The sequence below is a fragment of the Mesorhizobium sp. WSM3859 genome (assembly GCF_002295065.1).
Lineage (GTDB): Bacteria > Pseudomonadota > Alphaproteobacteria > Rhizobiales > Rhizobiaceae > Mesorhizobium.
This window is the reverse complement of record NZ_NSGG01000018.1, coordinates 25,186-40,312: the sequence shown is the minus strand read 5'-3', so window position 1 is coordinate 40,312 and position 15,127 is coordinate 25,186. Positions and strand designations below refer to the sequence as shown.

Here is a 15,127-nt window from a genome sequence, read left to right as displayed (position 1 = left end):
GGGGGAGATGTCCGGCAGGACAGAGGGGGGGTGCTGTCCCGCCGACATTCGTAAGGGTCGGCTGAGGGAGGCCCGCTCAATTCCGTCCATAAAACGCGTTCTCGACATGCACCGGCCAGCGCCAGGGCAGCACCGCCACCATGTCGAAGCGCATCGAAAGCCTGCCATAGTCGGGCTGGCGCGACAGCCAGATATCCGCGGCGCCCTCGATGCGGCGCTCCGATTCATGGGCGATCGCTTCCATTGCCTCGATCAGCGTGCGCCGCGCCTTGACCTCGACGAACAGCACGAGGTCGCCGCGCCGGGCGATCAGGTCGATCTCGCCGAGCCTGGTGCGATGGCGGCGGGCAAGGATGCGGTAGCCTTTCAGCATCAGCGCCAGCGCCGCCAGCCACTCGCCGCGGTGGCCGCGCCGATAGGCTTTTCGGCGATGGCCTAAAGTACGCTCAGCCATCTTTTTGCTTGACCATGATCTTATCCAAAAACCGGCTTCCACTTTTTGGGATCATGGTCCGTCCTTCAGCTCCAGCAATCGCCGGTAAAGCGCCTGCTTCTGCCCGCCGGTCATCTTCGCCGCTTCCGCCGCCGCCTTGGACGCCGGCATTTCCGTGGCGAGCGACAACAGCAACCGGTCGATGTCCGCCGGCTGGTCCTTCGTCACCTCCGCCGGACCGACGCAGATGACGATCTCGCCCTTCGGCGTATCGGCCGCCGCATAATGGTCGGCCAGATCGGCCAGCGTTCCGGTGCGCATCTCCTCGAAGGTCTTGGTCAGCTCGCGGCCGATCGCGGCTTGCCGTGCGCCGCCCAGCGCCTCGACCATGGCGGCAAGCGTCTCCGCCAGCCGGCGCGGCGATTCGAAGAAGATCAGCGTTGCCGGCACCGCCTTGAAGGTTTCGAGCTTGGTGAGTCGCTGCCCGGTCTTCACCGGCAGGAAGCCCGCGAACAGGAAAGCATCGGATGGCAGGCCGGAAGCCGTCAGCGCCGCGAGCGCGGCCGAGGGCCCCGGGATCGGCACCACGCGGATGCCCTGCTCAAGCGCCTCGCCGACCAGCCGGTAGCCGGGATCGGAGACCAGCGGCGTGCCGGCGTCGGAGATCAGCGCCACGCTCTGCCCGGCCGCCAGCGCCTCGATCAGCTTCGGCCCAGCGTCCTGCGCATTGTGCTCGTGATAGGCGGTGGTACGGCGGCGGATGCCGTAGCGTTCGAGCAACACGCGCGACACGCGCGTGTCCTCGCAGGCGACGATGTCGGCGGCGGCCAGCGTCTCCAGCGCGCGCAGCGTGATGTCGGCCAGATTGCCGATGGGCGTCGCCACCAGATAAAGCGCCGGCTGGAGCGGCCGTGCCGCGATCTCGGTCGTTCCGATCAAGTAGCTGCTTCTGTCGCCGGTCAAGGATAACCCTCCGTTCACCCTGTTTGGCATGGCTGACGGCCTGTTGCAAAACGTGAGGTCGGGTTAACGAAATCGCCATGCCTTTGCCACAGTGCGGAACGAAACCGACGACGGCGAATTTAACCCCTGATTCCCCGGGAGGAGGCAGGACCGAACGATGCCCAATCGCTTCGACATTTTCATCAGCCGACTTGAAAGCAAGACCGCCCGCGAGGGCATCCCTCCACACCCCATCGCCGAGCAGCACGGCGCACGCCGCGACAAGGCCGACCAGAAGCAGGTCCGCCACGGTGAGGCGCATGGCGAGAAGACCCGCGGCAAACACCGTCAGAAGCACGACGCTTAACCAGCACCGTTCGCGATCCCGCGCTTCGTCATTCCAGGGCGGAGCAAGGAGCGAAGCGACGCGCGCAGACCCTGGAATCCATGCCGTTACATCGAAGCGCCACCAACGGTGCAGAATTCTGCACCGCCGCACCCGTCGCATAGGTCACGGCATGGATTCCCGGGTCAAGCCCGAGAATGACGAACGCGCTAGCAGCGCGCTATCTTCAAAGGTATCTGCCGACCTTCGCTTCCAGCAGCCGCACCAGCTCCGGGTCCATGAAGTCGTAGTCGTCCGGGATATCGAGGCAGATCACTCTGGCGCCCTTCAGGCTCGACCGGAATTTCTTCTGCAGCTTGGCGCGATGCGCCTTTTCCATGACAAAGATGATGTCCGCCCAGGCGACCAGCTCATGCGTCAGCGGGTTGTCGGCGTCATGATTGGTACCGGCCGATTCCACCTCGATGTCTCGGCGCCTGGAAAACACCTGCTCGGCGGTCGGACTGCGAAGGCGGTTCTGGCTGCAGACGAAGAGGACGTTCTTCAAGAAGGCTACCGCGCCAGATCCGCCACCACCGCATCCAGCACGATCATGCCGGCGGTCGTGGCGCGCAGCCTTGCATTGCCGACCGGCGCCACCAGCCCTTCTTCCTGCAGCACGGAAAGCCGCGCGGTCGAAAGGCCGCGCCCTGACAGCGCCTCGTAGCGCTGCAAGTCGATGCCTTCGGCGAGCCTCAGTCCCATCAGCAGGAACTCGTCGGCTTCTTCCGCGCGCGTCAGGACTTCCCCGCCGGTGATGCCATGGCCCTTGGCCTCGACCAGGTTGAGCCAGGTCTCCGGCATTCTTTCCGCTATCGTCACCGTGCGGCGGCCGTTCTCGACGAAGCGGCCATGCGCGCCCGGGCCGACGCCGGCATATTCGCCATAGCGCCAATAGGTCAGGTTGTGCCGGCTTTCGGCCCCCGGCCGGGCGTGGTTGGAAGTCTCGTAGGCCGGCAGTCCATGCGCCGCCGTCACCTCCTGCGTCAGCGCGTAGAGGTCGGCGGCGTGGTCGTTGTCGGGCAGCGTGAATTTCTTCGCCGCGTAAAGCGCATGGAAGGGCGTGCCCTCCTCGATGGTGAGTTGGTAGAGCGACAGATGGTCGACCGCATAGCCGATCGCCTGCTCCAGCTCCGCTCCCCACGCCTCGGGCGTCTGGCCGGGCCGCGCATAGATCAGGTCGAAGGACAGCCGCGGAAAAATCTCGCGGGCGAGGCCGATGGCGTGCAAGGCTTCCTCGACATTGTGCAGCCGGCCGAGGAAGCGCAGGTCCTTGTCGTTCAGCGCCTGCACGCCGAGCGAGACGCGATTGACGCCGGCGGCGCGATAGCCGCGGAAACGCTCGGCCTCGACCGAGGACGGGTTGGCCTCCAGCGTCACCTCGATGCCGGCCGGCACCGTCCAGTTCTTCGCCACCGCCTCCAGCACGGCGCCCACCGTTTCCGGCTTCATCAGTGACGGCGTGCCGCCGCCGAGAAAAATGCTGGTCACCTCGCGCGGCCCGGTGCGGGCGCGCATGGTCGCAAGCTCCGTCTCGAAGGCGCGGGCAAAACGCTCCTGGTCGACCGGTTGATGGCGGACATGGCTGTTGAAGTCGCAGTAAGGGCACTTGGCCGCGCAGAACGGCCAGTGGATATAGACCCCGAAGCCGGGGCTGCGGTCGAGCGGTATGGTCACTGCGCTCATAAGGGTCCTGATCGCGCCAGATCCAATCTGGCCAAATCCAATCGCGCTTGCGCGAATTTCTGGAAGGCGCGGGCGCGGTGCGAAAGCGCCGTCGCCTGGCCGGGCTTCCAGCCATGTTTTTGTTCCGCGCTCATCTCGCCAAAGGTCTTGTCGAAACCGTTGGGCAAAAACACCGGATCGTAGCCGAAGCCCAGCGTGCCGCGCGGCGGCCATACCAGCGTGCCTTCCGCTTCGCCGCGATAATACTCCGCCTCGCCGTCCGGGAAGGCGAGACAAATGACGGCGACGAATCGGCCGGTGCGCTGGGCGGGCTCGGTCGCGCGGACTTCCTGCAACGCCGTTTCCGTCTTCTGCATGGCCATGCCGAAATCGCGTGACCCGTCCGGCTTTTCAGCCCAGTTGGCGGTGTAGACGCCAGGCGCCCCGCCGAGCGCGTCGACGCAGAGCCCGGAATCGTCCGACAGCGCTGGCAGGCCGGTCGCCTTGGCCGCCGCGAAGGCCTTGATGTAGGCGTTCTCCTCGAAGGTCGTGCCGGTCTCGTCCGGCTCGGGCAGGCCGTATTCCTTGGCCGATTTCGCCTCGAAGCCGAACGGCGCCATCAGGTCGGCGAATTCGCGCAGCTTGCCGGCATTATGGCTGGCGACGACGATCTTCTTTCCGTTCAGCGAATGCATCAAAAACCCCAGATCCTTGGCTCGGCGAACTCGATCGAATTGCCCGACGGATCGCGGATATAGATCGAATGCCCGCCCTGCGGCCATTCGAAATCGCTTTCGATGGCGATGTTGTTCGCGGCGAGATGGTCGCGCCATTTGGCGATCTCGTCTGCGGTAGCCGCAAAGCAGAGATGCCCCTCGCCGGCCGTGCCATGCGGCGGCACTTTCAGGCTGGCGTCAGACGCCGGCGGGATTTTGGTGGCTTCCGCGTTGAAGAGAAGCAGCACGCCGTCGCCGCAGCGGAAGAAGACGTGGCGGCCTTCGACCTTGCCCACGGGTTCGAGGCCGATGATGTCGCGGTAGAAGGTTTCGACTTCAGCCAAATCGGTGACATAGAGAGCTGATTCCAAAATCGCAGAGGGAGTCACGAGGCCCCCCTCTCTGCCCTACCGGGCATCTCCCCCTCAAGGGGGGAGATTGGCAGCGTCGACGTCGCCGCACATCTTGCGACGTTGGCGATTGGCGAAAGCCGCCGTGACATCCAATCTCCCCCCTTGAGGGGGAGATGGCCGGCAGGCCAGAGAGGGGGGCCTAGGCTCGGCATTGGAAACCCTACGCCACCGCCATCTGCTGCAGGCTCACCAGCCGTGAAATCCCCTTCTTGGCCAGGCCCATCAGCGCTGCGAACTGCTCCTCGGAGAAAGGCTCACCCTCGGCCGTGCCCTGGATCTCGACGATGCCGCCCTTGCCGGTCATGACGAAATTGGCGTCGGTGCCGGCCGAGGAATCCTCGAGGTAGTCGAGATCGATGACCGGCTGGCCGTCATGGATGCCGCAGGAGATCGCCGCGACATGGTCCTTCAGCACCTTGGCGACGCTGACCATCTGGCGCGCTTCCATCCAGCGCAGGCAGTCGTAAAGTGCCACCCAGCCGCCGGTGATCGAGGCGGTGCGGGTGCCGCCATCGGCCTGGATCACGTCGCAGTCGACGGTGATCTGCTGTTCGCCCAGCGCCTGCAGGTCGACCACGGCGCGCAGCGAACGGCCGATCAGCCGCTGGATCTCCAGCGTGCGGCCGCCCTGCTTGCCGGCGGAGGCCTCGCGCCGCATGCGCTCGCCGGTCGAGCGCGGCAGCATGCCGTATTCGGCCGTCACCCAGCCCTTGGCGGAATTGCGCATCCAGGCCGGCACTTTTTCCTCAAGGCTGGCCGTGCACAAGACATGCGTGTCGCCGAACTTCACCAGGCAAGAGCCTTCGGCGTGCTTGGACACGCCGCGCTCGAAGGAGATGGCGCGCATTTCATCGGCTTGGCGTTTGGAGGGGCGCATTCGGCCTGCTTTCTTGTCGTTTTCGGAATCTTGGCCGGCTTGTAGACGCATGCGCGGCAAGTCGCAAAGGAAAAGGGGCAGCAAAACGAGGCGGTGACCGCAAACGCGGCACTGGGTTGCGCGGGGGTGGCTTAAGTCTATATCTTTTCGGCAGGAGGTTTCTCGCCGGAATGAACAAACCAGTCGATCCGACGTCGCAGTCACCCGGGCTTCAGTCGCCGGTACTTCAGTCACTCGACATGCGCTCGCGCGATATTTTCCGGCGGATTGTCGATTCCTATCTGCGCGACGGCGAGCCGGTCGGCTCGCGCAGCCTGTCGCGCATCCTGCCCTCCTCGCTGTCGCCAGCCACCATCCGCAACGTGATGAGCGACCTTGAGCATCTGGGCCTGATCTACGCGCCGCACATCTCCGCCGGGCGGCTCCCGACCCAGACGGGCCTGCGCTTCTTCGTCGACGCCTTCATGGAGCTCGGCGACCTTTCCGACGACGAGCGCCGCATCATCGAGGCGCAGGTGCGCGCCTCGAGCTCGGGCGCGACGCTGGAGCATATGCTGACCGAGGCCAGCCAGATGCTGTCCGGCATGTCGCGCGGCGCCGGCCTCGTGCTCGCCTCCAAGAACGAGGTCGCGCTGAAGCATATCGAGTTCATCCAGCTCGAGCCCACCAAGGCGCTTGCCGTGCTGGTGTCGCAGAATGGCGATGTCGAGAACCGCGTCGTCGACCTGCCCGCAGGCACCACCGTGTCGCAACTGCACGAGGCATCCAATTTCCTCAACGCCCATATCAGGGGCCGCACTTTGGCCGAGGCGCGCGCCGAGATCGCCCGCATCAAGGACGAGACCAAATCCGCCCTCGACACGCTGTCGCAGGATCTTGTCGAGAAAGGCCTGGCGGTCTGGGCGGGCGCCGAAAGCGGCCTGCCGGCGCGTCTCATCGTGCGCGGCCGCGCCAACCTCCTGGAAAATGTCACCGCCCAGGCCGACCTCGAACTGCTGCGCCATCTGTTCGAGGACCTGGAGACTCAGGACGGGCTGCTGCAGCTTCTCGACCTCGCCGAGGAAGGGCCGGGCGTGCGCATCTTCATCGGCTCGGAGAACAAGCTGTTTTCGCTATCCGGCTCATCGCTGGTCGTCGCGCCCTATCGCGACAAGGACGCTCGTGTCATCGGCGCGCTTGGCGTCATCGGGCCGACGCGGCTGAACTACGCCCGCATCGTGCCGATGGTCGACTATACGGCGCAGCTGATTTCGCGCATGCTCAGATAGCATACTGGAAGGAGGGCAAGAAAAATGGCGCTGGAAGCAATCAAGGCCCAGATCGACCTCCTGCTTCAGGAAATGATCAACCAGCCCGAGGACGATCACGAGATCCAGGAGCAGCTGCGCGAGAAATTGCGGGAACTCCGCGCCATGGGCCTGCCCTTGCCGGCCGATCTCGTCGAGCTGGAAAAGCGCCTCGATGACGATCTGGATGCGGAAGAAGCCTGACCCGGCGCTCCGTCAATCCGCTTGCGCAAGCTTCTTTTTTGGGACGGTTGCCCAATATCTCCTGTCTGCGGGCGTCCGATCAATCTGGGCGCGTCGACAGGTGACGGAGGACAGCATGATGCGGATCGCCGGCCTTGCGGGCCTCGCGCTGGTTTGTGCCACGGGTGCCTTTGCGCAGCAGGCCGATCAGCCCTTGCTCAGCGGCGAAAAGGCCTTTGGCGACTGGAAGGCCGACCGTCCTGGCGTGCGCCGGCTGCTGAAGCCTCAGGATATGCCGAAGCCCTATGTGACGGAGTCCGCCTCGAATGGCGGCGGCGTCACTGATCGTCCCGACGGCGCGAAGCTACAGCTTCCGCCCGGCTTTTCCGCCGAGCTGGTCGCATCGGGCATCGACAGTCCGCGTGTGGTGCGCGTGGCGCCGAATGGCGACCTCTTCGTTGCCGACAGCCGGGCGAACCAGGTCCGCGTCTATCGTCTGGCGCAAGGCAGCGCCAAGCCCGCCGAGACGTCAATCTTCGCCAAGGGCCTGACGCGACCCTACGGCATCGCCTTCTATCCGCCAGGCGACAAGCCGCAATGGGTCTATGTCGCCAACAGCAACAGCATCGTGCGCTTCCCCTATCGCGACGGCGACCTCGAAGCGTCCGGCAAGCCGGAAACCATCGTCGCCAAGATCCCCGCCAGCCATCACTGGACGCGCGACATTGCCTTCTCGCCCGATGGCAAGACGCTCTATCTGTCGGTCGGCTCCGGCTCCAACATCGCCGAGGATATGGGCGCAAGGCCGAAGGGCGGCCTCGAAGACTGGGCGAAATCGCAGCCGCTGGGTGCCGCCTGGGGCCTGGAGGAAGGCCGTGCCGACGTGCTCGCCTTCGATCCCGACGGCAAGAACCGCAGGACGCTCGCCACCGGCCTGCGCAACTGCTCCGGCATGACGGTGCAGCCGGCGACAGGCGCGCTCTGGTGCGTCGTCAACGAGCGCGACGAGCTTGGCGACAATGTCCCCTTCGAATACGCCACCGCCGTCAAGGACGGCGCCTTCTACGGCTGGCCCTGGTATTACATCGGCGACAATGAGGACCCGCGCCATAAAGGCACGCGCCCCGACCTCGCCGGCAAGGTCACGATGCCCGACGTGCTGATCCAGGCGCATTCGGCGCCGCTCAACATCGCCTTTTACGACGGCGGCAATTTCCCGGCCGACTACAAAGGTGACGCCTTCGTAACTTTGCATGGCTCCTGGAACCGTAATGTCCGCACCGGCTACAAGGTGGTGCGGCTGAGATTCAAGGACGGCAAGCCGACCGGCGAATATGACGACTTCGCCACCGGCTTCGTCATCGCCGACGACGCGGTCTGGGGCCGGCCGGTCGGCGTCGCCGTGGCCAAGGACGGCGCGCTGATCCTCACCGAGGATGGCAACGGCACGATTTGGCGCATTACTTACGGCGGGTAGCCGGTACCCGTTCGCCCTCGCGCGCAGGTCCCCCTCACCCGGATTGCCAACCGAATTGCTAAGGGCAATTCGGGGCAATCCGACCTCTCCCCGGGGGGAGAGGAGCGGTCGGCGCCGACGCAATCTCTTCTCCCCTCGGGGAGAAGGTGGCCGCGCAGCGGCCGGATGAGGGGGCTGGCGCAAACGAATTGCCCGATAGCGAATTCATTTCCGTTCGATTTCGTGCGACAAGCGCGTCCCTATCTCGGGACTGCAACCATGACACTCACCGGATTCCTCGCTTACAGCGCCGCGCTCGGCGTCGCTGCCGCCATTCCCGGCCCCGGCGTAACGGCGCTGGTCGCCCGCGCGCTCGGCTCCGGGTTCCGTTCCTCGCTCGCCATGTCGTTCGGCCTGATGCTCGGCGACCTCACCTATCTCACCGCCGTGGTGCTGGGCCTGGCCTTCGTCGCTCAGACCTTCGGCATGGTCTTCCTCGCCATCAAATGGGCCGGCGTCGCCTATCTCGCCTTCCTCGCCTGGCGCTTCTGGACCAGCGGCATCTCGCCCGAGACCGTCGAGGCGCGGAAGGCCAAGGGCGGGCTGGTGTCGAGCTTCATCGCCGGGCTGACGGTGACGCTCGGCAATCCCAAGACGATGATCTTCTATCTCGCCATCACGCCGACCATCGTCGACCTGAAGACGATCACGCTCTCCGACTACGCCATCCTGGCGATGCTAACCGTGGCGGTGCTGTTCTTGGTGCTGGTGCCTTATCTGGCGCTGGCCGCCAAGGTGCGCTGGTTCCTGAAATCGCCGCGTGCGCTGAAGGTGCTGAACCGCACAGCCGCCGGCTTCATGATGGGCGCGGCCGCGGCCATTGCTGCGCGGCAATAGGCTCCAATGTCAGCCGCTCCCCGATTTCAGCCAAACCATTCCTGAAACCGCTGACCGCGGAAAATGCATTTCCGCTGCGGCGCGCTTTTCAGCAACCGCCCCACTCGGATATTTTCAAACGCCGGCCTATCTTGCGCGGCTGAAAGCCCTATTCTGTTTTGCCTATGCCATTGCCCTGGGAGCGAACCAAATGAACAAGCCCGTCACCTCCGCGCGCGTGCCCGGCCGCGGCCGCGTCTTCAATTCGATCACGGAGACGATTGGCGACACGCCGCTGGTCAGGCTGGACAAGTTCGCGAAGGAGAAGGGCATCGTCGCCAACCTCATGGCCAAGCTCGAATTCTTCAACCCCATCGCCTCCGTCAAGGACCGCATCGGCGTCGCCATGATCGAGGCGCTCGAGGAGGCCGGCAAGATTGCGCCCGGCAAGACCACGCTGATCGAGCCGACCTCCGGCAACACCGGCATCGCGCTCGCCTTCGCCGCCGCCGCCAAGGGCTACAAGCTGATCCTCACCATGCCGGAGACCATGTCGGTCGAGCGCCGCAAGATGCTTGCGCTGCTCGGCGCCGAGCTGGTGCTGACCGAAGGGCCGAAAGGCATGAAGGGCGCCATCGCCAAGGCCGATGAGCTTGCCGCCACGCTGCCCAACGCCATCATCCCGCAGCAATTCGAGAATCCGGCCAATCCCGAGATCCACCGCCGCACCACGGCCGAGGAGATCTGGAACGACACCAATGGCGAGGTCGATATCTTCGTTGCCGGCATCGGCACCGGCGGCACCATCACGGGCGTCGGCCAGGTGCTGAAGAAGCGCAAGCCTTCGGTGCATGTCGTGGCGGTCGAGCCGGAGGCCTCCCCGGTTCTGTCCGGCGGCCAGCCCGGCCCGCACAAGATCCAGGGCATCGGCGCCGGCTTCGCGCCGAAAATCCTCGACACCTCCATCTATGACGAGATCGTGCGCGTCTCGAACGAGGATTCGGTCGCCAATGCCCGTCTCGTCGCGCGCCTCGAAGGCGTGCCGGTCGGCATTTCGTCGGGCGCGGCGTTGCAGGCGGCCATCGTCGTCGGCTCGCGGCCGGAGAACAAGGGCAAGAACCTCGTCGTCGTCATCCCCTCCTTCGCCGAGCGCTATCTGTCGACTATCCTGTTCGACGGGCTGGGGGCTTAGGCGCCCAAACGCCCGAGCGCCGAGATCCTTCGCGCCCCCCTCTGTCCTGCCGGACATCTCCCCCACGAGGGGGGAGATTAGCAGCTTCGGCGCCTGGTTCGATTTTACAACGTCGGAGATTGGCGAAAGCCGGCGTGGCGGCCAATCTCCCCCCTCGTGGGGGAGATGTCCGGCAGGACAGAGGGGGGCGCTGTCCCTCCAGCCTCAACAGTTTGCCTAACCCCCGACAAGCTTCGCCTTCTCGCCCTGCAGGAAGCGGCGCAGCGCCGGGTCGCGCTCGAGGCCGATCGCCTGGTCGTAGGCCTGCGCCGCCTGCCTGATATTACCGAGCCTGGCCAAGAGCCCGGCGCGCGCGGCCCAATAGGGCTGGTAGTCCTGCAGCCGCTTATCCTCGCCCAGCACATAGAGCGCCGCCAGCCCGGCCGTAGCGCCCTCGGTTTCGGCGATCGCCACCGCGCGGTTGATCGCCACCACCGGTGAACCGGCTATGGACAGCAGCGCGTCGTAAAGCTGGCGGATGGCCGCCCAGTCGGTGCCGCCGCCGCGCCGGCGCGCGGTGTGGGCGGACTGCACGGCGGCTTCCAGCTGGTAGCGGCCGATGATGCCCCTTTGCGCGGCGCCCGCCAGCAGGGCTTCCGCCTCGTCGATCAGGCTGTCGTCCCAGAGCGCGATATCCTGCTCGGCCAAAGGCACGAAGTCTCCACCCGGCCCGCGCCTCGCCGAGCGGCGCGCCTCGGCGAACAGCATCAGCGCCAGCAGTCCGAGCGCCTCCGGCTCGTCCGGCATCAGCGAGGCGACCAGCCGTCCGAGCCAGATGCCTTCGCCAGCGAGGTTGCGCCGCCGGCTGTCGGTACCGGTCGCATCCGACCAGCCCTCGGCGAAGGTAGCGTAGATGGCTTCGAGCACCGTGCCCAGCCGCTCGCCCAGTTCCGCCTGCTCCGGCACGCGGAACGGGATCCCGGTCTCGCGGATGCGCGCCTTGGCCCGCACCAGTCGCTGGCCCATCGTCGCCGGCGAAACCAGGAAGGCCGAGGCGATCGTCGCGGCGTCGAAACCCAGGATCGTCTGCAGGATCAGCGGCGCGCGCACGCTGGCCTCGATCGCCGGATGGGCGCAGGCGAACATCAGCCGCAACCGGTCGTCGGGCAGCTCCTCGCCGAGCATGCGCGCCTCCATCTCCTCGGCGATCAGCTGCAGGTGATCGCGCGCCGCCTCGCCGGTCAGCCGCCGCCGCACGGCGTCGACGTCGCGCCGGCGCGCCACCGCAAGCAGCCAGGCTTCCGGCTGCGCCGGCACGCCTGTCCGCGGCCAGCGCTCCAGTGCGGCGGCGAAGGCATCGGCCAGCGCATCCTCGGCGCCGGCGACATCGCGCGTGCGCGCCGCCAGCCAGGCGACCAGCTTGCCGTAGCTGCGCCGGGCGGCCGCCTCCGCCGCCGCCCGCGCGATCTCCGAGCGGTCGTCCATCGCGGGTCACTCGGCGGCGGCGACGTACTCTGCCATTTCCCAGATCGGCCGCACCTCGACCGTGCCGGTGGAGGACGCGGGACAGCGCGCGCCCCATTCGATGGCCGTGTCGATGTCGGCCGCCTCGATCATGTAGAAACCTGCCAATTGCTCCTTGGTGTCGGCATAGGGGCCGTCGAGCACGTTGGTCTTGCCCCCGGCGAGCCGCACCGAGGTGGCCGCCTGGGTCGGGCGCAGCCGCTCGCCGGCGATATAAGCGCCGGATTTCTTCAGCGCCTCGGTATAGGCACCATAGGCGGCGAGCACCTGTTGGGTCCGCTCTGTCGGAGCATTCGCCATCGCGGCTTCGTCATTGTAGATCAAAAGCATGTATCGCATGGTCTTCTCCCGTTTCTTGAAGGCCGCGTCATTGCGTGCCGACCTATGTCGTGCGGCATCGACCGATTTCGACAGGCGCCCGAAATTTTTTGCTACCTGTCGCGGTGCATGCAAAGTAGGCCATTCACTCTGCGCTTGTTCGTTCCTCTCAACTCCTTAGCCGATCAGCCGCTGCCTCAGTTCGGCCGACGGAATATCGCAACTGTCCTTGCGGCCGAACAGCGCGTAGCGGTTCCTGGCGACGCGGTCGTAGAGCCAGTCGCGCAGCGGCCGCGGCAGGATGAGCAGCGCCTTCGCGGCGCGCCAGGGCCAGCCGAGCGCGGTCATGACGGCGACGAAACTGTCGAGCTTGGTGAAGGCTGCGCCGTCGATGATGGCGAGGTTGCTGTCGTAATCGTCGGTCGGCAGCCCGTGCCGGCGAAACAGCGCCTCGCCGAGCGGCGACTGCGCCGTGGCGAAGCGGAAGCGTTTTTCCCGGTCGAGTTTCAGGACAAGCTGGACGAAGCCCGAGCAGAACACACAGACGCCGTCGAAGACGATCAGCGGGTAGCGTGTATCATAGGCCTGGCTTGGAGAGGCGGGACGGTTCGGTTCGGGCAGGTCGGTCATGGCGGCCCCGGCTGCTTGTGTCCCTAAAGCAATTCCAGGAAAAGTGTGAGCGGTTTTCCGTCGGGAATTGCGTCAAACTAGGGAGACATTAAGCCAGCCGGCGGCGGCGTCAAAGTCGCGGCGTTGTCGCACGCCAGTTGGCGGCGAGCACAAGGCGCTCGGCGCGATAGGTGGTGGCGCGCTGGTCGGTGGCCGGCCGGCAGATGCGGCTGTGATGGGCGCGTACGCGGGTCATGATCAGTTCGCGCTCACGCCCAGCGAGTTGCCGCGGCGCGCGCAGGCCGGACCGGGGCCGCGCATGTAGTAGCGCTCCGGCCGATAGGTCGGCGCGACGAATTCGCGAATGGCGGCGGCGTAGCCGGAGATGTGATTCCAGAAGTTCATTTTACCTGTCCCTGTCCCGCTTTCGGATGTCCCGTCCGATTTGTTCGAGAGCATAGCGTCGAGGCGTGAATAGTCGGTGAACGTGATGTTAATTTCTGGTCCGAAACTCGTTGCATCGTGGCCGGATTGCGGCTGATTCGCGGTGTTTCGGTGCCTTTCGTCGCGTTTCCGAGCCGTGTGACTTTTGCACCACATATGTTTCGTTCGGATGTCGCTTGGCAGGGCTTCTGTTTCGTCTCCAGGTGGCGCCCGGAAATTTCCTTTCGCGGAACAGGCCCGGCAGGAACCTGTCACGGAAGACGACGTTGACACCGCAAGGCCGGGATGAACCCGGCCATGTTGACGGCTGTCCGCCGCGCAACCTTCCCACAACGCGAAACATGGAAAGGCAACCGCCATGGGCTTCTTTTCGAAAGACATCAAGACGCTGGACGATCTCTTCATCCACACGCTGCGCGACATCTATTATGCCGAAAAGCAGATCGAGAAATCGCTGCCGAAGATGATCGACAAGGCGACCGATCCGCAATTGAAGGCGGGCTTCGAGAAGCATCTCACCCAGACCAAGGGGCACATCGAGCGGGTCGAGCAGGTGTTCGAGCTGCACGGCGTCAAGGCCAAGACGGTCAATTGCCCGGCCATCGACGGCATCCTCGCAGAGGCCGACGAGGTGAGCGGCGATGTCGACGACAAGGAAGTCCTCGATGCGGCGCTGATCGCTTCGGCGCAGGCCGTCGAGCACTATGAGATAACGCGCTACGGCACGCTGATCGCCTGGGCGAAGCAGCTCGGCCGTAGCGACTGCGCCAATGTGCTCGCCAAGAACCTCAAGGAAGAAGAGGCGACCGACCGCAAGCTCACCGAGATCGCCGAGAGCAAGGTCAACCTGCAGGCCGCCGAGTAGCCTGCCAGGAAGGTCGGCACATGGCGTCGGCCTTCCCGTTCCCGGGAACCGAAGCGGCGCTCAGGCCGTTTCGGTTTGTCTCGATGCTGCAAGGAGTTTGTCATGGCGCCGCGCCCCGCCTGGAGCGGTTATCTCAAGCTTTCACTGGTCACCTGCGCCATCGAATTGAGCAACGTCGTCACCCATGCCGAAAAGGTGTCCTTCCACATCCTCAACCGCAAGACCGGCAACAGGGTCCGTCGTGTCTATGTCGACCAGAAAAGCCAAAAGCCGCTGGAAGAGGATGAGGAGGTCAGGGGCTTCGAGGTCGGCAAGGACGAATTCATCCGCATCGAGGACGAGGATATCGAGGCTGTCCAGATCGAGTCCTCCCACACGCTCGACCTCGACGGTTTTGTCGATAAGGCCTCGATAGACCAAGTCTATCTCGACACGCCCTATTATGTCTCGCCCGCAGACAAGGTCTCGCAGGAGGCCTTCGCCGTCATTCGCGATGCGCTTGCGGAGAAGAAAATGGCAGGCCTCGCCCGCATCGTGCTTTATCAGCGCGAGCGCCCGGCGATGATCGAGCCGTTCGGCAAAGGCATGCTGCTGACGACGCTGCGCTATGGCGACACGGTGCGCGACGCGTCCGGCGTCTTCGCCGATATCCAGTCGACGAAGCTGGACGGCGAGATGATCGGGCTGGCCGAGAATATCATCGACAAGAAGAAGGCGAAGTTCGACCCTGCAAAGTTCAGGGATCGGTACGAGGAATCGCTGCTCGAGCTGGTCCGCTCCAAGAAGGCCGGGAGAAAGGCGCCAAAGCCCAAGGCATCGCCGAAACCGTCCAATGTCGTCAACCTGTTCGACGCGCTGAAGAAGAGCCTCAACGCGGATGACGGCAAAGCCGGCAAGGCATCGTCCAAAGCGCCGGCCAAACGGGCGAAGGCCAAGGCCGCGCCGAAGCGAAAGTCCGCATAGG

General features: G+C 65.2%; 20 protein-coding genes. 8 read left to right on the top strand and 12 right to left on the bottom strand.

Going from position 1 to position 15,127, the window contains the following annotated elements:
* Positions 1-76: 76 nt before the first annotated feature.
* Entirely contained in the window at positions 77-454 is a 378-nt protein-coding gene (locus tag CK230_RS28375) for a YraN family protein (RefSeq protein WP_095820118.1), read from the bottom strand.
* 51 nt (positions 455-505) lie between these two features.
* The gene (rsmI, locus tag CK230_RS28370; protein ID WP_176480259.1) at positions 506-1,396 is read right to left on the bottom strand and encodes a 16S rRNA (cytidine(1402)-2'-O)-methyltransferase; all 891 of its coding nucleotides are present in this window, start codon (positions 1,394-1,396) and stop codon (positions 506-508) included.
* Positions 1,397-1,553: 157 nt separating this feature from the next.
* Here rsmI and CK230_RS28365 point away from each other — a divergent pair, with 157 nt between their 5' ends.
* The gene (locus CK230_RS28365) at positions 1,554-1,742 is read left to right on the top strand and encodes a hypothetical protein (RefSeq protein WP_095820116.1); all 189 of its coding nucleotides are present in this window, start codon (positions 1,554-1,556) and stop codon (positions 1,740-1,742) included.
* A 205-nt stretch (positions 1,743-1,947) separates the two neighbouring features.
* Here CK230_RS28365 and CK230_RS28360 read toward each other — a convergent pair whose 3' ends face one another.
* The 5 genes from CK230_RS28360 to rph all read right to left on the bottom strand — a co-directional run bounded on the left by CK230_RS28360 (position 1,948) and on the right by rph (position 5,431).
* Positions 1,948-2,268, bottom strand: a complete 321-nt coding sequence (locus tag CK230_RS28360) for a low molecular weight protein tyrosine phosphatase family protein (RefSeq protein WP_095820115.1) — start codon at positions 2,266-2,268, stop codon at positions 1,948-1,950.
* A 5-nt stretch (positions 2,269-2,273) separates the two neighbouring features.
* Positions 2,274-3,446 (bottom strand): radical SAM family heme chaperone HemW, encoded by a 1,173-nt coding sequence (gene hemW, locus CK230_RS28355; RefSeq protein ID WP_176480258.1) that lies wholly within the window; start codon positions 3,444-3,446, stop codon positions 2,274-2,276.
* Positions 3,443-4,120 carry an RdgB/HAM1 family non-canonical purine NTP pyrophosphatase gene (gene rdgB, locus CK230_RS28350; RefSeq protein ID WP_095820114.1) on the bottom strand — a complete coding sequence of 226 codons (678 nt, stop codon included), beginning with the start codon at positions 4,118-4,120 and terminating at the stop codon, positions 3,443-3,445. The genes hemW and rdgB overlap by 4 nt, the downstream gene beginning before the upstream one ends.
* On the bottom strand, positions 4,120-4,530 hold the full coding sequence (locus CK230_RS28345; protein ID WP_095820113.1) for a VOC family protein: 411 nt from the start codon (positions 4,528-4,530) through the stop codon (positions 4,120-4,122). Before CK230_RS28345 ends, rdgB begins: the two co-directional genes overlap by 1 nt.
* A 184-nt stretch (positions 4,531-4,714) precedes the next feature.
* Positions 4,715-5,431 (bottom strand): ribonuclease PH, encoded by a 717-nt coding sequence (gene rph, locus CK230_RS28335; RefSeq protein WP_095820111.1) that lies wholly within the window; start codon positions 5,429-5,431, stop codon positions 4,715-4,717.
* Between the two features lie 170 nt (positions 5,432-5,601).
* Here rph and hrcA point away from each other — a divergent pair, with 170 nt between their 5' ends.
* The 5 genes from hrcA (at position 5,602) to cysK (ending at position 10,424) form a co-directional block, all read left to right on the top strand.
* Positions 5,602-6,699 carry a heat-inducible transcriptional repressor HrcA gene (hrcA, locus tag CK230_RS28330; protein ID WP_095820110.1) on the top strand — a complete coding sequence of 366 codons (1,098 nt, stop codon included), beginning with the start codon at positions 5,602-5,604 and terminating at the stop codon, positions 6,697-6,699.
* A 24-nt stretch (positions 6,700-6,723) separates the two neighbouring features.
* Entirely contained in the window at positions 6,724-6,921 is a 198-nt protein-coding gene (locus CK230_RS28325; RefSeq protein WP_095820109.1) for a hypothetical protein, read from the top strand.
* Positions 6,922-7,036: 115 nt separating this feature from the next.
* A complete protein-coding gene (locus tag CK230_RS28320) occupies positions 7,037-8,377 on the top strand; it encodes a sorbosone dehydrogenase family protein (protein WP_095820108.1) in 1,341 nt (446 codons plus the stop codon).
* 258 nt (positions 8,378-8,635) lie between these two features.
* Positions 8,636-9,253, top strand: a complete 618-nt coding sequence (locus CK230_RS28315; protein WP_095820107.1) for a LysE family translocator — start codon at positions 8,636-8,638, stop codon at positions 9,251-9,253.
* 190 nt (positions 9,254-9,443) lie between these two features.
* Entirely contained in the window at positions 9,444-10,424 is a 981-nt protein-coding gene (cysK, locus tag CK230_RS28310) for a cysteine synthase A (protein WP_095820106.1), read from the top strand.
* 216 nt (positions 10,425-10,640) lie between these two features.
* On the opposite strand, the gene CK230_RS28300 is transcribed toward cysK, so the two are convergent.
* From CK230_RS28300 to CK230_RS28285, 5 genes are all read right to left on the bottom strand, one after another.
* On the bottom strand, positions 10,641-11,888 hold the full coding sequence (locus tag CK230_RS28300; protein WP_095820105.1) for an RNA polymerase sigma factor: 1,248 nt from the start codon (positions 11,886-11,888) through the stop codon (positions 10,641-10,643).
* A gap of 6 nt (positions 11,889-11,894) precedes the next feature.
* Positions 11,895-12,266 (bottom strand): YciI family protein, encoded by a 372-nt coding sequence (locus CK230_RS28295; protein ID WP_095820178.1) that lies wholly within the window; start codon positions 12,264-12,266, stop codon positions 11,895-11,897.
* A 156-nt stretch (positions 12,267-12,422) separates the two neighbouring features.
* Positions 12,423-12,875 carry a thiol-disulfide oxidoreductase DCC family protein gene (locus CK230_RS28290; RefSeq protein WP_095820104.1) on the bottom strand — a complete coding sequence of 151 codons (453 nt, stop codon included), beginning with the start codon at positions 12,873-12,875 and terminating at the stop codon, positions 12,423-12,425.
* 109 nt (positions 12,876-12,984) lie between these two features.
* Positions 12,985-13,110, bottom strand: coding sequence for a hypothetical protein (locus CK230_RS34055; RefSeq protein WP_280952574.1), 126 nt, complete (start codon positions 13,108-13,110; stop codon positions 12,985-12,987).
* Between the two features lie 2 nt (positions 13,111-13,112).
* The gene (locus tag CK230_RS28285) at positions 13,113-13,259 is read right to left on the bottom strand and encodes a hypothetical protein (protein WP_095820103.1); all 147 of its coding nucleotides are present in this window, start codon (positions 13,257-13,259) and stop codon (positions 13,113-13,115) included.
* 397 nt (positions 13,260-13,656) lie between these two features.
* Between CK230_RS28285 and CK230_RS28280 the strand changes: the two genes are divergently transcribed.
* Both CK230_RS28280 and CK230_RS28275 read left to right on the top strand, forming a co-directional pair.
* Positions 13,657-14,163 carry a ferritin-like domain-containing protein gene (locus CK230_RS28280; RefSeq protein ID WP_095820102.1) on the top strand — a complete coding sequence of 169 codons (507 nt, stop codon included), beginning with the start codon at positions 13,657-13,659 and terminating at the stop codon, positions 14,161-14,163.
* Positions 14,164-14,265: 102 nt separating this feature from the next.
* Entirely contained in the window at positions 14,266-15,126 is an 861-nt protein-coding gene (locus CK230_RS28275) for a Ku protein (RefSeq protein WP_095820101.1), read from the top strand.
* Position 15,127: the final 1 nt, after the last annotated feature.

Bases quoted from the DNA above. Each gene is read 5' to 3' on its own strand.
- CK230_RS28375 (WP_095820118.1), bottom strand. From the start codon at position 454: ATGGCTGAGCGTACTTTAGGCCATCGCCGAAAAGCCTATCGGCGCGGC.
- CK230_RS28365 (WP_095820116.1), top strand. From the start codon at position 1,554: ATGCCCAATCGCTTCGACATTTTCATCAGCCGACTTGAAAGCAAGACC.
- hemW (WP_176480258.1), bottom strand. From the start codon at position 3,446: ATGAGCGCAGTGACCATACCGCTCGACCGCAGCCCCGGCTTCGGGGTC.
- rdgB (WP_095820114.1), bottom strand. From the start codon at position 4,120: ATGCATTCGCTGAACGGAAAGAAGATCGTCGTCGCCAGCCATAATGCC.
- rph (WP_095820111.1), bottom strand. From the start codon at position 5,431: ATGCGCCCCTCCAAACGCCAAGCCGATGAAATGCGCGCCATCTCCTTC.
- hrcA (WP_095820110.1), top strand. From the start codon at position 5,602: ATGAACAAACCAGTCGATCCGACGTCGCAGTCACCCGGGCTTCAGTCG.
- CK230_RS28325 (WP_095820109.1), top strand. From the start codon at position 6,724: ATGGCGCTGGAAGCAATCAAGGCCCAGATCGACCTCCTGCTTCAGGAA.
- CK230_RS28320 (WP_095820108.1), top strand. From the start codon at position 7,037: ATGATGCGGATCGCCGGCCTTGCGGGCCTCGCGCTGGTTTGTGCCACG.
- CK230_RS28315 (WP_095820107.1), top strand. From the start codon at position 8,636: ATGACACTCACCGGATTCCTCGCTTACAGCGCCGCGCTCGGCGTCGCT.
- cysK (WP_095820106.1), top strand. From the start codon at position 9,444: ATGAACAAGCCCGTCACCTCCGCGCGCGTGCCCGGCCGCGGCCGCGTC.
- CK230_RS28300 (WP_095820105.1), bottom strand. From the start codon at position 11,888: ATGGACGACCGCTCGGAGATCGCGCGGGCGGCGGCGGAGGCGGCCGCC.
- CK230_RS28295 (WP_095820178.1), bottom strand. From the start codon at position 12,266: ATGCGATACATGCTTTTGATCTACAATGACGAAGCCGCGATGGCGAAT.
- CK230_RS28290 (WP_095820104.1), bottom strand. From the start codon at position 12,875: ATGACCGACCTGCCCGAACCGAACCGTCCCGCCTCTCCAAGCCAGGCC.
- CK230_RS34055 (WP_280952574.1), bottom strand. From the start codon at position 13,110: ATGACCCGCGTACGCGCCCATCACAGCCGCATCTGCCGGCCGGCCACC.
- CK230_RS28285 (WP_095820103.1), bottom strand. From the start codon at position 13,259: ATGAACTTCTGGAATCACATCTCCGGCTACGCCGCCGCCATTCGCGAA.
- CK230_RS28280 (WP_095820102.1), top strand. From the start codon at position 13,657: ATGGGCTTCTTTTCGAAAGACATCAAGACGCTGGACGATCTCTTCATC.
- CK230_RS28275 (WP_095820101.1), top strand. From the start codon at position 14,266: ATGGCGCCGCGCCCCGCCTGGAGCGGTTATCTCAAGCTTTCACTGGTC.